Origin of the sequence: Bacillus sp. FSL R9-9834, from assembly GCF_038006905.1 — a bacterium.
Classification (GTDB): domain Bacteria; phylum Bacillota; class Bacilli; order Bacillales; family Bacillaceae_G; genus Bacillus_A; species Bacillus_A pacificus.
Genome location: NZ_JBBOWD010000001.1, coordinates 1163817 through 1177786, shown reverse-complemented (window position 1 = coordinate 1177786; position 13970 = coordinate 1163817). Strand labels below are relative to the sequence as shown.

Sequence of the window (13970 nt, the reverse complement as noted above, 5' to 3'; positions counted from 1 at the left end):
GCTTAATACCGCAATTTTACTTCGGCACAATTTATCATCTACCGAAAAATTTAACACCTAATTCATTACGCTTTGTTTCATCTTCAACCTCTGATAAAGCTTGTGCAATTTCCGTCATAGCTGCCGATCCATCTTTACCGCCTTTAGCTACTGCCTGGCCCCATTTTTCAACTTGTTCTGCTGAAATTTTTGTGCCTTCAAGGGATTCTTTCATAGCTTTATCGACACCTTGACCGAATTCAGCTGCTTTGATACGCCCTTCTTTCAAGCCATCTAGCAAATTATCAATATTCCAGGTTCCTGTATCAACACCAGCCTCCATAATCGCCTGTACTTCTTCAGCACTATATCCAGCCCGTGTTAATTGCCCACCATATTCAGCAATAATATCTAATTGTTCCGGTGGAAAGCCCATTTTTAGTAATGCATCAGCCATCCCAAGAGCGCCTTCTTGTGATATTCCCAATTCATTGCCGATTTCATTTGTTTCTTGAATTAGCTCAGTAAAATCTATACCTTCATAGGATTGTGCAATTGCGGCCGCTCCTTTTACGATAGCTGCATTCGCTTCATCACTTACGCCTTTATTTAAAGCCCATTGCCGGCGTACACCTTCTAAAGATGCTTCAGCATCCACTCCATAAGCTGAAATTCCCCTTACAGCTTCCTCTACTGATTTTTTCGATGACTCTGGAACATCAAAAGCTATATCAATTTTCGTTTGTAACTTTGACATATCCATTGCTTTTTCAATTGCAGTTGCAATTCCGCCACCAGCCGCTAAACCACCAATAACATTTTCAAGCCCTACTTTTAAGCCTTCAAATTTTTTCTCCGTCCTGCCAGCTTCTTGTTGTAAATCTCTTAGTTCATTTTGCACTTGCCGTATTGAGTTTCCAGCATCCACAGAACGAAGAGCACGTTGTAATTTATCAATATCTGTCCCTGCCCCTAATGCTTCACGACCAATAATTCCAATTGCTTGCTCTAACTGCTTACTTGTAGCCGTTCCATTTCGAATTGCATTCACAAGACGATTTCCTAATGCTCCTGCAAAATCATCAACACTTTTTCCAGTTGCGCTAAACAATGTTTCTAATTGCCTTGTGGAACTCGCTACATTATCTTGTTCAGCCTTCATATTTCCAAGCTTATTTTTCAGACCATTAAGAGACCCTTCTGTAAATTCAATCTCACGCCTAAAAGCACGATATTGTTCTTCAGAAATTTTACCGTTTTGAAATTGAGCTTGAACTTGTTGTTCAGCTGCTTTTAACTTGTCTAGTTTTTGTGTTGTATTTTCAATTTGTTGTGTAAGTAACTGTTGCTTTTGCGCTAATGCTTCCACATTGCCAGGATCAAACTTCAGCAACCGTTCAACATCTTTTAACTCTTTGGTTAAATCATTACTACGTTTATTTACGTCTTTTAAAGCATTTTGAAGACCTGTGGTTTCGCCGCCAATTTCAATCGTAATACCTTTAATTCTTCCCGCCATTTTCTCACCCCTTTCTTAGAATGAATCGAAGTCTTTTTGATTTGCTTTTCTCACTTTTTCTTTGTCTGGATTCTCCATTTCAGCGAATTCAGCAATGTAATCAAAACAATCACCGATTGTCATATCTTCTAAATCCCAACTTGTTAGTTTCGCTTTATAACAAAGAGCAAGGAACGTATCAGTGGTTAATTCTTCATCACTGAATGTTCCTTGCTCTCCATTACTTTTCTTTATTTTTTTTTTGCGCCCATCGTACTTTGAATCATGTCCATAATTTCTGGAAGAATCTCAGAGATAGGGAACTCATCAAAACCATCTAACCATGTAATTGGATCAGCAATTTCTGGATTTGCTGTTTTTGCATATAACCAAACTAGATCATAAACAACCTCAAAATCTACTTTACTAAAATCTATATTCGCTAAATCAATAGTAGCTCCAGCTTGAGGATTTGAAGGAGCAATAACTCCTAATTTGAGCATATCTGCAAATAAATCACGTCTAAATTGCGCTTTATATCGTTTAACTGTTGCCGCTGTACTTTTTAATCTGACTTGTTTTCCGTCTATTGTAATTGTCTTTTCCATTTACTATTACGCTCCTTTTGGTGCTGTTGTTTTTTTAATGTACACTTCTTTGTACCAATTATCATAAATAGCTTGAGTTGTTTTAGATGTTGTTTTCGTTTTAACCATAGGTCTTCCGCCAGGCGCTAAAATCAGTGGGCTAGCAACGAATTTTAATTCATTTGTATTTGGTTCAGCGGAATTCGTTTTTGATTTAGATGAAATGTTAGGACGACTCGCTGAGCAGTTATACATAACATGTCGAGTTGCTTTCACATCACCATCAAATTCAAATAATAGTGCGAATGGTTGACCTTTTGCATCAGCTAACTCATTTAATACACCATCCGTCTCATCTAATTGCTCACCCAATGCATCTATAGCAAATTGTTCCGGAATAGTAGCGATATTCAGCGTTCCTTCATAGCCTTGGTTATTATCTGCTGAATAATAAAGCATATCGTCTGCGTAGAATTCAATTAAATCACCGCGTGGCTCATTTGTTAGTTCAACTGCACCAGGCATTGGAATTGGCGTTTTAAATGTAACGACCCCATCAGTTACGTTGTATGGTACATAATGAACATTTTTCAAACCATAAGATACTTTGTTTTCTGGCATTTACATCAACCTCGTTTCATATATTTTTTGATACATTTTTTCAGATTCAATAAAAGTCCCGTATGAGTCATAAGGAATTTCATGATCATCTAGGACTCTTTCAAGCTTTGCTTCTGCAACTAAATCTTTTTTAGTTGTGTAAAGCTCAATGTTTAAATTATTTATCTTGTGGTAGACCTTGTTATCAGCCATTAAATTTGCTGATCCGTCCACAAGAAAACAAATATAAGGCGGTGCCGGAACTGGCTTGGTTGGTGTTGCTGTAAAATGAGAATAAGCCACAGGATAACCTGTAGCTTCAAGGATTTTCTTTAGTTCACCTAGTGTCATTGCCCAATCGCCCTTTCAACGCGTTCAACAAAATCATTAATCGCATGTTCTTCAGCTGGTGCAATATGAACTTTAGCTGGTACTCGTCCACCATTTGCCTTCGCATGACCTTTCTCCAGTAAATGAGTAAGCTGCGGTTTTAAAGCATTATGAACAATAATCGTGTTACCATCCTTCTTTTTTCGCCAACCTTTACTATACCTGCCCGTATTTTTAGGGCTTTTTTGCTTTAATTCACCCACTAAATTATCCGCTACCTCTTCCTTCACAACTTCCATGTCTTCCTCAATTACATTGGCATATCTTTGTAGTTCCATAGCAATTTCATTGGATAATTCATCAATATTAGCCACCAATATTCACCTCACAATATAATTCTGTGAAGCCATCCGATCTCATAAAGGAGCGGTAAATAGTGTATTTCATTTCCTCATATTTTACCTTGCTTTCCTTGTCATACTCATCAGAATCAACAATTAGCATAATCTGTGGTTTACGATTAAGCTGTCCCGCTGAATAAAATTCAGATTGACTAATACTTAATTCAGAGCAAAATATTTGTCTTGGTTTTTCATTTGTACCGATTTCTTGTCCAAGCTCATCCTTTTCAGTTTCAATGGAAATTAAAAAGCACACATCGTCTAATGATATGCGCTTTGAATTTCCTACACTGGATTTAATTGACGGCATCTTTAATCCCTGCCTTCTTAATCACTCTATTATTAAGCCGGATTTGTAAATTTCGAGATAATGGAACATCTTCTTGGCGATGTCGGTAAATCCATGCTGCATAATCAACTGTGAGCATTTGATCATCGATATTTTCAAAATCTAATACAATTCCTGTTCTCTCAATCTCATTTTGAGAACTAACTAATAAATTATTAAAATAAGCATCCCTCAAATCGTGAGTGATGCCTAAATCAAGTTTTAATAAAGTTAATAAGTTAGTTTTTACTTGATCATTCATTGCCTTCTAATTCCTTGATTAAAGGCTCACCTCTAAGATTTTCGCTCCCCAAAAGTTCTTCAATCCGTTTTTTCTTTCCTTGCCCCTTATGAGGGTAATGATCTCCCTTTCGATAAATGTGATTATTATCTTGTAAGTCTGTAAAATCTTCTAAGACTTCATACTTAGCCATTCATAACCACCCTTTCTTTACGCTCCTGCTGGCGCTTCTGGTGTGTATGTGATGTAGTAGCCTGCTTGTTTGTCTACAGCTTTAGTATCAAAGCGAACAAAGCCAGCTAATAATTGACCGTAAATGTCATTATCAGTCCATTTAACAGATGCTTTTTTACGATCAAATAAAGTACAGAATTCATACGCGTCACCAACAAAACCAACTAAATCGCCATCTTTTGTACCAATCATATCATCATCTAAGACTACAACTTCTTTGCTCTTAATACGTTTACCAGATGCAACTGTAATATCATCCTGTAATAAATAACGCCCATTTTTATCTTTTAATAGGTCTAATGCATTAAATAGTGAAGAGGAAACATAAAACTTCACATTATAAACCTGCTTAAAACCTGTATTTAGTAATGTAACAATCCCGTCTAATCCAGTTACAGGTTTAGCTGTAGCTGTTTTAAAGATAGCTGCAATTTCAGCATTTTTTGTATTTAAATCTTGATCCTGAATATCTTCTGCAATGAGACCCGAAATATCATAATCTGCATCATCAATCATTTCTTGAGAAACAGGAATGTAACCACGATACGTTTCGATGTCGTATGATACATCTTCAAATTTAGGATGTGCAAGTTCTGGATTTTTTGCCAGCTCTGCAACTGAAATCATTTTCCCGTTTGATTTCTTGATAATCGGGTATTTACCTGAACCTCGATTTACTGGAATTTTTCGTACATATTGTGTTAAATCTACTGTATCTACTTTTTCTTTTTGTGGTTTTAATAATTCTTCTGGAATTAATGCTCCACCCTCCACAGATGTGAATCCAGAACGCGTTTGATCTTTACTACGCACATAAGCATTGATAGCTTCGCGTGTTTCAGTTTGTTTTGGCATTTTGCGTTTCGCTCCTTTGTTTGGTGATCTACGATTAGATGCTTCCAGTTCCTTTTCTAGTTCCTCAATTTCTTCTGTTAATGTTGTTTTTTCAGCTTCTGTGGAAGTAATAGCGTCATCATTTTCCTTAATACTTACCTCAAGTGCCGTTAAGTCTTCTTCATTGTCGATTCCTTCGATAGATGCTTCCAACTCACTTCGTTTTGTAAGTAATTCCGTTAACTTTCCTTCCAAAGTTGATAAAGAGTTTCGTTTCATATTTAATTTAGCGCCAATTAATACTGGATTAGGCATTGTTTAATCGCTCCCTTAATTGTTTTTTTCGTTGTTCTAATCTTTGTTTCTTGATAACTTCAACATCTTTTTGTCTGGCCATAATATCCGTTTGTGGATAAGCTGGGAATGCTGTAATTGAAACCTCATGTAGCTCAGCTTCAGTTATTCTCCATTTCATCGTTCCATCATCACGTGTGATTTGTTCTTCTTTTGTTGGATAAAAACCAAATGAACAACCACGTACTTTCCCGGTCTGTACTTTACGATAAGCACTTTTTGCATTTGGATCTTCTAGATCAATAATCGCTTTTCCCCATAAACCATAGTTATCGGACTTTAATTCAAGTGTGTCACTACCAAAACTAGCTAAAACCATTCTTGAATCATGATTATCCAGGCATATAATGTCATTGTTACGTAAACTATTTTCAAATGCTCCTGGTGCCACTTCCTCAAATGCTCCTGGCCATAACTCAGTTTCTTGATTGTAGACAACAAAATACCCCTCAATTACTGCTTCATTTTCGGTTTCACTATCTCTAGTTTTTAATTCTGACGTAAAGTGCATATGACGTTTATTCATCGTTCTCACCTCCCTTCAGTTTGTTTTGGCTACCAATCTTATTAGCTGGAATATAGTTTTCTAAGATGATGAGCTCTTGCATTTCTGGATCAGGATCCAGTCCAACCCAATCACGTAGTTCATTTCTTCTCATTGCATTTCGGTCAACCATTTGTGTGCCAGCTTCCACCATTTCACTTAAATTGTATGAGTATAAACTTCGTGGATTTAAACGAAAAAACCAATTTGGACTAAATAACAAATCACGTGTTAATGTTTGTGCTATAACTTGTCCGATAGAAAAAACGCGTGTATTAATGAAGTTGTTATACTCATCTTTGTTAAACTCACCAACACCCAAGAAAAAAGCCGGAATCCCAAAGAGTCCAGCAACAGTTTTCTTATCTAATTCAACACCTTCATTAATAGCAATATCTTTTAGTGATAAAGGTTTTACTTGCTCAACTTTTATTAAGTCTGCGGGGATGATCCAAGGCTTACCACCTTCTGTTTCTGCAAAATATTTAGCCATAATATTATCTCTACCTTCTTTACTAGATAACTCTTCTGTCATGGCATCCACAGAAATAATAAGTGATGGCATGTATTTACCGCTCATAAAATTATTCTTTGTTCTTGTAGCTTGATTTAAATTTCTTACAATTTCCTTTAATGCCACACGATATCCAGTACCACGGTATGGATAATTAGGATGAGGGTTAATTACAAAGTGAATTACCTCGTCTGGTGTGTACGTTGTGCCGTTGAAGTTGATGAGGTAGTTGCCATCCACATCTTCATAGCTTACGGCTTGCATTTGAAACGGTGTTAAATCATCAATGAAAGTCGTTTTTGGATCAATGCCAATATGAACAATAGAATTACCTTCACCATGAAGTAATAAGTCACTAACAATCTTATAAACCCAAGATTTACGAGTCATATTCCGATGTGGTTCAATATCTATCTTTCGTGACAATTGATTTCTCAACCGTTTATCACCTTCATCAGTATTTTCCATGAGATGAATTGTCATATTAGAAACTAAATCGGCTATTTTATCAACTGCAATTAATACATCAGGATTGTCTGAAAGTCTTGTATAACCAACTGTTTCAACATCTCCAAGTGCTATTGGAATAGAAACAGATGAACGTGTTTTTTTCTTTCTCCAAAACTTCAAAATTTACACCTCCTTCCTAAGATTAGCTTTCTAACCACGTTGAAGCATCAACAGTCTTTTCAAAGTTTTCAAGCATACGAATAGCACCAAAAACAGCCGCATCAAAGATATCGATACGCTGGTTTGGCATAACTTTTTCATATTGAATCATGTCATCTGTTTTCTCGATTGCTGCAACATTCTGCACACAATATTCAAATGCTTGCGAATGTAAATAATAAAACTCTCCATCCTTAGTTTTCTTTTCAATACGTCTAAACCCCTCAGATTTCTTGTGGAAGTATTGTGGTTGGTCAACCATTCGAAAACCTTTACTCTTCAGTGCAAGGAAAAATTCTCGACTAAACTTTCTATCAAAACCAACCTGTTTAATTTTAAATCCCTTTTTCTTCATTTTGATAAACCAATTTACGATATCAGAATGATTTACAGTAGGCGTATTACACATGGTCAACCAACCATCATCTTTCCAACCAAATAAAGGGATATTGTCTTCCTCTGCCTTTTGCGTAGCTGCTATAATTGGAAACCAAGCATGGGGAATAACGATATCTACTCCTTTGTAATTTCCATACAAAGCCGCCGCTGTTAAATCATGCATCTTCGAAAGATCGGCGCCACCAAACCAATCGATTTTCAATTTAGCTAACTCTTCAAGCGTCCAATTGTACTTTTTGTCAGAAGCTTTGAATTCATCTAAATTAAAATAAGCACGAATAGCTGATGTGTAAATGTTTAATGACTTTGCTAAAAAGTCTTTCCTCTGTTGAGGATCATTCTGTGCTTGTAGTGCATCGTTCAAGATATCATCAGGTCGAATTGAAACCTCATAAGCTGGATTTGCTTTTTGATGTTCAATCGGGTTTGTGTAATCCACATTTCCTTTTTCATCTTCATCAGCCTTTGCAATGAACACAAAATAAGCCTCGTCTTTCACAGTGCCATCAAGTATCTTTTTACAATACTGTAAACGCTGATAACAGAAGCTTGTCATATCATCTCCGGCCGTTGTTATACCAATCATTAACTTATTCGTATAAGCTTTCATGGCTTCTTTGATGATATTATATTGTTTTGGTGTTTTATAAGCGTGTAATTCATCAGCAATAGCAATATTACAGTTTAATGAGTCCTGTTTATCAGGATTCGCTGCTAATGCTTGGATGAAAATAGAACCGTCACCTAAATCACCAGAAATAGAATGTTCCTGGTTATTATCAATCACCCTAAAATTCTCTTTTTCACCCATTTGACCAAGATTAAAGTTTATAAAATTAAAGCTTTCAAGGGATTGTTTTAATGCTGCCGAAGTAATATAAATTTTACTTCCAGATTTCCGATTTAATAATCCTAAAGCCCAAGCTAATCCTGCTGCAAAAGATGTTTTTATATTTTTCCTTGGAATATAAATAAACGCTTCTTTAAAACGTCTAATTTTTGTCCCCTTATGATAAAATCCTAGCAAATTATATACCTGGTACTTATGAAATGGCTCCAATAAAAAAGGCGTACCTCTTAGCGGTGTGCCGTCCAACTTTTCCCCTTGAGCATGTACGAAAGTTTTTTCAATAATTCTTATAACAAACTCTGCATCTTTTGGATTGAATTCATAATCAGGATTTTTTAAATCTCTTAAAAATCTTTCACAGCCTTGTATTTGCTCTTTATTTGCTAATTTTCTGCCCTCCACAATTGAAGATGCGTATTCCATAACTAAGTCATAATTTTCATATTTACTCATGAACTATCACTCAATGCTTGTACTAATTTTGATATTGGTTTTTCAGTTTCTTTTTTACGAACTGGTACTTCTGGACGTTTTATTCGTTCATACGTTTTCGGGTTCAAACATAGTAAATTCGAATAGTTGGCCAGGTCTTTCCGCAAGGCTTCCATAGCTGTGTAGATCGGGGTTTTTCTTTCATTCGTAGCCCCGGCTTTATTTGTATATGAATCTGTTATTTTAAAACCTGACTCTTCAAATTGTTGTTCGAAAGCTTGATATTGAGCTAACATACCAACATAAATGTTAATTGTATGTTCAAAATCATCCCGATAAACACCCAAATGTTTCATATTAGCAATCACAGTTTCTTTCAATTTCATTCTTTCCTTTTGGTCCATCCGGGCACCACACCCCCTTTCTAAAAAAATATAGTCGCTCTATTGGAAAAAGCTCCCCCTCTCGGTCCCCATAGGGCTTGTTAAATTATTTTTAAAGTGGGGGGATTGTTTCTTTTATGATTGATTTGAATTCGAATGATTTTCCTTCAAAAATATATCCATCGTTTTTTCTAGCAAACTAATCATAGATTCTCTCTTTTGCTTTGGTGTTGTATTGTCTTCCATCTCATTAAAGATTGGAATTGCACTTTCTAATTTTGATTTATCAATATGTTCGTTTACAAGGTCTTGTCCTAACATTGTAATGAATGTACCAATCACAACCGCTTGTTCCTGTTTAGTTAGTTTCATTTGCTATCATCCTTTCCATTCGTTCTACCCAGTGCATACCTAATGCAGTTAGTTCATCACTCACTCGGTCATGCATCTTATCGTGACACCTTCCACACAGGCTAACCAGATTACTTGTTGTGAGTCTTAGCTCCGGTCTATTCCTTAATGGATGGATATGATGTACTGTCGTTGCTTCTTTGTTCTTGCCATATCGTTTACATTCTTGGCATTGGTACGAGTCACGTCTTAATACATTTGCTCGTTTGTTCTTCCAGCGTTTTGTTTTGTAGAAGTTAGTCAATGTTACTCACTCCTTATTCACCAAGTAATAATTCATCTGCCTTTCCTAATCGTTCCTTATTACCTTTATCTCTTTCTAATAGATTTTTTATCGGTGTCAGCATGAGGTATTCTACAGAATAAAACATTGTCTTCTGTCCGTGAAGTCTATAATATTTGAATCGACTAATATCACTCCCAGACTTCTTATACGCTTTCTTATCAATAGGTATAAGGCCAAGCAAAGCAATCTTACCGTTTAAAACACTGTTCAATTATTATCATTCCTTTCTTACTTTTCTCCAAAACAAAAAGCACCCATTATGGATGCTTCGAAACATATTAAACTTCTTAAAAATAAATACGTATAAATTACACACATTATATTGCACGTATAAAATATACGTGTTATAATAAATATAGAGTTAAAGGAGGTGAACAATAACTCGAAAATACATAAGAAAGGAGCAAGCGCTTTGCCATCATACAGTTCTAAACAATTAATAAAAATGGCTGAAGAACACCAATGGGAACGTCAGCCAAGTAAAAAGCGCGGTAAAGGTGACCATTTAATCTTCACCAAACCAGGAGCACCGTATCACATTTCGATACCTCATCCCGTCAAAGATGTTGCAACTGGAACCGCTCATAAAATTGTAAAGCAGATAAAGGGGTTTTAACCCCTCTGCTTTTCTAAAAACTGTATGATACTACTATAACCAATTTTTAAAGAAAATCAACAAATGTTAATTTTAATAAAAATGGAGGTTTTCAAATGAATAACTCAAATAGACATACTTATAAAGATTTCTATAGTTTTACTGCTATATTAGAACAATATCCCGATGAAGATGTTTTCAGCGTTTCATTTCCTGACATAGTTGGTTGTCATGCACAAGGCGACACAATTCAAGAAGCTATAAACAACGCTAAAGAATCCTTAGGCTCCATTTTATATAACATGGAGATTAATCACTTAGAAATACCAGAACCAACCTCATTAGAAGAATTAAGTTTAGATATAGAGTTTTATGAGAACATTTCTAAAAAGATAATGGTACAAATTGAAATTCATATGCCATTATATAGAAAAGCTATAAATAATAATTCCATTAAGAAAACATTAACTATACCTCAATGGTTGAATGAGGCAGCTATAAAAGAAAATATAAACTTTTCACAGGTATTACAAGACGCCTTAAGAGAGCAATTAAATATAAAATTACCTTTTGATAAAGACTATAATATAAAAGCAAATAATAATGATTTAAATGAGTATAATATAAATAGTGATAATAATAATTAAGGACGCCCTGAGCGTCCTCTTTTTTATATAATAAAAAGCACTCCATAAGGAATACTTTTTATTATTGCACTATGGTTTCTTTATTAATTTCTTGTATTAATTTCTCTCTCTTAGACAATACATGTGTAACACCATCTAGACTTAAGATAAATTCTAAAGCCTTATTAATTGCCAACCAGTTTGATGAATACATTCTTACTTCTGCTTTACCTTCAAAAAAAGCAACTTTAAAATTAATGTCAGGATTTTCAAGACTATATTCCATTATAAGTTCGTTAAATTCTCTTGTGCTTATTTTAGATTTATCTATCTCAAATCTAAATGTTTGACGCATTTCCGTCTGTACAATTTGTTGCCCTTTTCTTTGAGAATAATTAGTTTGAGATGGTACGTTATTTAATGAATTAATTAAATTTGATAAATTATGTTCCAATGAATTCATACGATTCAATAAAAATCTAGAAGGGTCATCTTCATCTACATTCTTCATAATAGTATTAGCTTCTATTACCCTATAAATAGGATTGTCTGGTTCTTCATCTTCAATAGCCTGTACTACCATATTCCTAAAATTATCATTGAGTTCTAATACACCAGCCATGTCATTTGTGTAAAAAATAGTACGTTCCTCAGTTATATCAAAGGGCAATCTTGTTCCTTCCTGGCAAATCTGAATTACCGGTTTTCTAACAGCATGCCTAATTGCAAGTTCATACATTACATTTGGATTTAAAGTAGTAAGATTGGCTATCGCTATATCAGATTGCAGAATACTTGTAATAACTTGCTTATTTATAGAACCTGGGTTTGCCATTCTATGCGCAACTTTAATATTTTCTTCTTGAAATCCAATTTCAATTAATGCAGGAACAATTACTGCATCTATAACCCCATCTGCAGCCCGTCTTATATCAGACTTACCATCTCCAATTGGTGTGATTATAAAACAGGTTTTATCTTTATTTGGATTATCCATTACTTATCCCCCATATTGTTTTAACACAATTTTATCATTTACTTCCAAATTAAAACAATAAAAAACTATAATAAAACCATTAAAAAGAGCAACCGTGCACCAGTTGCCCTTTCGTCAATTTCTTATGTTATTACTATAATTCATATTTTCAAGAGTTAACATTCATAAAGCTGGGTGTCAGTAAAGTGCAAGTTTTTCAGCGAACTTTATTCTTCTTACAATCTCAGCATGTTTCTTATAGATATAACTAGAACTGTAATTCATATCCTCAGCTATTTCTTCTAATGTCATTCCATTCACATACTTCATTTTTAATAATTTATTTTCTAATCCTTTGAACTTACTAATTAGCTCCAATAAGTCATGCATTGCATTCATCTTATGCGCTAACTCATATTCAATTGCTTCAATACGTTCTTCTACTTTCGCACCTTCCGATTCAGCAGTTAAACGTACATCTTGCAAATCACCACTAACCCAACGTTTTAATTCAGCTTTTGTTTTATCCAAGTTGTAATCTAAATAAGCAATATCTTCTTCTAATTTTTGATAATCTTTTAGCCAATTAAACAAATTTGGGTTCACCTCTTTCATTTCTCTATCCAAACAAAAAAGGCACAAGACATACGCTTAATACGTACAGCTTGTGCCCTCCAGAAGACTGGTCGGACTCTTTAATTTACTTTTAAGTTAAGATCTGAAATTGTAAATTCTTTTGCTAATTCATTTTGATATTTCTTAAAGAACTCCATTTCTATTCCTAAAAGATTAGATAAAAATTCAACATCAACCATTAGTAAATCTAAAAGCGCTCCTAATGATAAGTATTTTCTATCAAATAAGAGTTGTAAAATACTTCTTACCTTACCAGGTTTCATAACTTTTATCTCTTCATCAAGAGGCTCTCTTATTTTATACCCTTGTCTATTTAATTTAATGTTAAAATATCTATACTTTTGATAATCAAGTAAACCAAGTGAATGTGCTCGATATGCCATCGCTTGAATTGATACAACCCATTTCTTTTTTAAATCAATGTATGAATCAGGGGATGACATTTTGATGAGCATACTAAAATCCTCAGTAAATTCTTTTTCTGGCAATAAAAATGCTCCAGCGAATAAATTTGCTTCTTGTTCATATTCCCTATGTGATTTATTGTCTAATAAAGAAAATTCAACTTTATAATGTAACAGTAAGTGTCCTAATTCATGAGCCAAATCAAAATTTCTTCTAGCAGCAGACTTTTTTAAATTTCCCAACATAATAAAAGGGCGTTCATCTTCTGACCACAAGCTATAAGCATCTATTTTTTCCCCTATAGCCTTTTCAAAGATAAATGCCCCTTTTTTTTCAAGCATAAATAATAAGTTTATATTGCTCTTATTTCCTATATTTAAAAACTCTCTAGCTATACTAGCCGCTTTCTCAATTTTTACTTTTCGTTCTTCACTTGAATTATTAAGATATTCAATAATCTTATCTCTTAAAATAACTATTTCATTTGGAGGGTAATACAATTTCTTTTCAATAATTTTTAAAAAGGAGTTAAGATACTCAATATTTTTTGCTTCACTTTGATTTTTTTGGGCACTATTCATTACTTCTGCTCTATATGCAATATGGCATTGCTGTACATTCGCATTTCCATTTTTAGTAAGAATATCTTCAGAGTAAAAGTATTTACTTTTTACTCCAAAGATATTTTTCATTTTATTTATAACTTCTAACTTAGGAGACATATACCCGTTCTCATATTGCCAAACAGCTTGCTCTGTAATATCCAACATTTCGGACAGTTGTTTCCTTGTATAGCCATGGAGAATTCGAATGTTGGTCAAAGTTGTACCAACAAACATGTATATCTACCTCCTATAT

General features: G+C 34.4%; 20 protein-coding genes and 1 pseudogene. 2 read left to right on the top strand and 19 right to left on the bottom strand.

Going from position 1 to position 13970, the window contains the following annotated elements; translation table 11 throughout:
* Positions 1–40: 40 nt before the first annotated feature.
* From MKY00_RS06140 to MKY00_RS06065, 16 genes and pseudogenes are all read right to left on the bottom strand, one after another.
* Positions 41–1498: pseudogene (locus MKY00_RS06140) on the bottom strand (DUF2207 domain-containing protein); the annotation flags it as partial.
* 230 nt (positions 1499–1728) lie between these two features.
* Entirely contained in the window at positions 1729–2085 is a 357-nt protein-coding gene (locus MKY00_RS06135; RefSeq protein ID WP_016716822.1) for a hypothetical protein, read from the bottom strand.
* Positions 2086–2091: 6 nt separating this feature from the next.
* Positions 2092–2685, bottom strand: a complete 594-nt coding sequence (locus MKY00_RS06130) for a major tail protein (protein WP_016716821.1) — start codon at positions 2683–2685, stop codon at positions 2092–2094.
* Entirely contained in the window at positions 2686–3015 is a 330-nt protein-coding gene (locus MKY00_RS06125; RefSeq protein WP_016716820.1) for a hypothetical protein, read from the bottom strand. It abuts the gene before it with no gap.
* On the bottom strand, positions 3012–3368 hold the full coding sequence (locus MKY00_RS06120) for an HK97 gp10 family phage protein (RefSeq protein ID WP_016716819.1): 357 nt from the start codon (positions 3366–3368) through the stop codon (positions 3012–3014). Before MKY00_RS06120 ends, MKY00_RS06125 begins: the two co-directional genes overlap by 4 nt.
* On the bottom strand, positions 3361–3705 hold the full coding sequence (locus MKY00_RS06115; protein WP_016716818.1) for a phage head closure protein: 345 nt from the start codon (positions 3703–3705) through the stop codon (positions 3361–3363). The genes MKY00_RS06120 and MKY00_RS06115 overlap by 8 nt, the downstream gene beginning before the upstream one ends.
* On the bottom strand, positions 3692–3985 hold the full coding sequence (locus MKY00_RS06110; RefSeq protein ID WP_016716817.1) for a hypothetical protein: 294 nt from the start codon (positions 3983–3985) through the stop codon (positions 3692–3694). Before MKY00_RS06110 ends, MKY00_RS06115 begins: the two co-directional genes overlap by 14 nt.
* Positions 3978–4157, bottom strand: coding sequence for a hypothetical protein (locus tag MKY00_RS06105; protein WP_016716816.1), 180 nt, complete (start codon positions 4155–4157; stop codon positions 3978–3980). Before MKY00_RS06105 ends, MKY00_RS06110 begins: the two co-directional genes overlap by 8 nt.
* A gap of 17 nt (positions 4158–4174) precedes the next feature.
* Positions 4175–5347, bottom strand: a complete 1173-nt coding sequence (locus MKY00_RS06100) for a phage major capsid protein (protein ID WP_016716815.1) — start codon at positions 5345–5347, stop codon at positions 4175–4177.
* Entirely contained in the window at positions 5340–5912 is a 573-nt protein-coding gene (locus MKY00_RS06095) for an HK97 family phage prohead protease (RefSeq protein ID WP_016716814.1), read from the bottom strand. The genes MKY00_RS06100 and MKY00_RS06095 overlap by 8 nt, the downstream gene beginning before the upstream one ends.
* Positions 5905–7074: a phage portal protein gene (locus tag MKY00_RS06090; RefSeq protein WP_016716813.1), complete on the bottom strand. Its 1170-nt coding sequence runs from the start codon at positions 7072–7074 to the stop codon at positions 5905–5907. Before MKY00_RS06090 ends, MKY00_RS06095 begins: the two co-directional genes overlap by 8 nt.
* Positions 7075–7096: 22 nt before the next feature.
* A complete protein-coding gene (locus tag MKY00_RS06085; RefSeq protein WP_016716812.1) occupies positions 7097–8815 on the bottom strand; it encodes a terminase large subunit in 1719 nt (572 codons plus the stop codon).
* Complete coding sequence (locus MKY00_RS06080) at positions 8812–9198, bottom strand: P27 family phage terminase small subunit (RefSeq protein ID WP_016716811.1); 387 nt, start codon at positions 9196–9198, stop codon at positions 8812–8814. The genes MKY00_RS06085 and MKY00_RS06080 overlap by 4 nt, the downstream gene beginning before the upstream one ends.
* A gap of 114 nt (positions 9199–9312) precedes the next feature.
* Complete coding sequence (locus MKY00_RS06075; protein ID WP_016716810.1) at positions 9313–9549, bottom strand: hypothetical protein; 237 nt, start codon at positions 9547–9549, stop codon at positions 9313–9315.
* Complete coding sequence (locus MKY00_RS06070) at positions 9536–9832, bottom strand: HNH endonuclease (protein ID WP_016716809.1); 297 nt, start codon at positions 9830–9832, stop codon at positions 9536–9538. Before MKY00_RS06070 ends, MKY00_RS06075 begins: the two co-directional genes overlap by 14 nt.
* A gap of 13 nt (positions 9833–9845) precedes the next feature.
* Positions 9846–10085 carry a hypothetical protein gene (locus MKY00_RS06065; protein ID WP_016716808.1) on the bottom strand — a complete coding sequence of 80 codons (240 nt, stop codon included), beginning with the start codon at positions 10083–10085 and terminating at the stop codon, positions 9846–9848.
* Between the two features lie 201 nt (positions 10086–10286).
* On the opposite strand from MKY00_RS06065, the gene MKY00_RS06060 reads away from it, so the two are divergent.
* Both MKY00_RS06060 and MKY00_RS06055 read left to right on the top strand, forming a co-directional pair.
* The gene (locus MKY00_RS06060; RefSeq protein WP_016716807.1) at positions 10287–10490 is read left to right on the top strand and encodes a type II toxin-antitoxin system HicA family toxin; all 204 of its coding nucleotides are present in this window, start codon (positions 10287–10289) and stop codon (positions 10488–10490) included.
* Between the two features lie 95 nt (positions 10491–10585).
* Positions 10586–11116: a type II toxin-antitoxin system HicB family antitoxin gene (locus MKY00_RS06055; RefSeq protein WP_016716806.1), complete on the top strand. Its 531-nt coding sequence runs from the start codon at positions 10586–10588 to the stop codon at positions 11114–11116.
* Between the two features lie 61 nt (positions 11117–11177).
* Here the strand turns inward: MKY00_RS06055 and MKY00_RS06050 are convergent, their stop codons facing one another.
* From MKY00_RS06050 to MKY00_RS06040, 3 genes are all read right to left on the bottom strand, one after another.
* On the bottom strand, positions 11178–12092 hold the full coding sequence (locus tag MKY00_RS06050; RefSeq protein ID WP_016716805.1) for a hypothetical protein: 915 nt from the start codon (positions 12090–12092) through the stop codon (positions 11178–11180).
* Positions 12093–12269: 177 nt separating this feature from the next.
* Positions 12270–12665 carry an ECF-type sigma factor gene (locus tag MKY00_RS06045; protein WP_016716804.1) on the bottom strand — a complete coding sequence of 132 codons (396 nt, stop codon included), beginning with the start codon at positions 12663–12665 and terminating at the stop codon, positions 12270–12272.
* A 101-nt stretch (positions 12666–12766) separates the two neighbouring features.
* Entirely contained in the window at positions 12767–13951 is a 1185-nt protein-coding gene (locus tag MKY00_RS06040; protein WP_016716803.1) for a spr1629 family repressor/antitoxin, read from the bottom strand.
* Between the last annotated feature and the right edge of the window lie 19 nt (positions 13952–13970).

What these genes read in the sequence shown, in the direction of transcription:
- MKY00_RS06100 (WP_016716815.1), bottom strand. Translation starts at nt 5,347, where the DNA reads ATGCCTAATCCAGTATTAATTGGCGCTAAATTAAATATGAAACGAAAC.
- MKY00_RS06080 (WP_016716811.1), bottom strand. Translation starts at nt 9,198, where the DNA reads ATGGACCAAAAGGAAAGAATGAAATTGAAAGAAACTGTGATTGCTAAT.
- MKY00_RS06130 (WP_016716821.1), bottom strand. Translation starts at nt 2,685, where the DNA reads ATGCCAGAAAACAAAGTATCTTATGGTTTGAAAAATGTTCATTATGTA.
- MKY00_RS06055 (WP_016716806.1), top strand. Translation starts at nt 10,586, where the DNA reads ATGAATAACTCAAATAGACATACTTATAAAGATTTCTATAGTTTTACT.
- MKY00_RS06125 (WP_016716820.1), bottom strand. Translation starts at nt 3,015, where the DNA reads ATGACACTAGGTGAACTAAAGAAAATCCTTGAAGCTACAGGTTATCCT.
- MKY00_RS06050 (WP_016716805.1), bottom strand. Translation starts at nt 12,092, where the DNA reads ATGGATAATCCAAATAAAGATAAAACCTGTTTTATAATCACACCAATT.
- MKY00_RS06075 (WP_016716810.1), bottom strand. Translation starts at nt 9,549, where the DNA reads ATGAAACTAACTAAACAGGAACAAGCGGTTGTGATTGGTACATTCATT.
- MKY00_RS06095 (WP_016716814.1), bottom strand. Translation starts at nt 5,912, where the DNA reads ATGAATAAACGTCATATGCACTTTACGTCAGAATTAAAAACTAGAGAT.
- MKY00_RS06115 (WP_016716818.1), bottom strand. Translation starts at nt 3,705, where the DNA reads ATGCCGTCAATTAAATCCAGTGTAGGAAATTCAAAGCGCATATCATTA.
- MKY00_RS06040 (WP_016716803.1), bottom strand. Translation starts at nt 13,951, where the DNA reads ATGTTTGTTGGTACAACTTTGACCAACATTCGAATTCTCCATGGCTAT.
- MKY00_RS06110 (WP_016716817.1), bottom strand. Translation starts at nt 3,985, where the DNA reads ATGAATGATCAAGTAAAAACTAACTTATTAACTTTATTAAAACTTGAT.
- MKY00_RS06105 (WP_016716816.1), bottom strand. Translation starts at nt 4,157, where the DNA reads ATGGCTAAGTATGAAGTCTTAGAAGATTTTACAGACTTACAAGATAAT.
- MKY00_RS06135 (WP_016716822.1), bottom strand. Translation starts at nt 2,085, where the DNA reads ATGGAAAAGACAATTACAATAGACGGAAAACAAGTCAGATTAAAAAGT.
- MKY00_RS06085 (WP_016716812.1), bottom strand. Translation starts at nt 8,815, where the DNA reads ATGAGTAAATATGAAAATTATGACTTAGTTATGGAATACGCATCTTCA.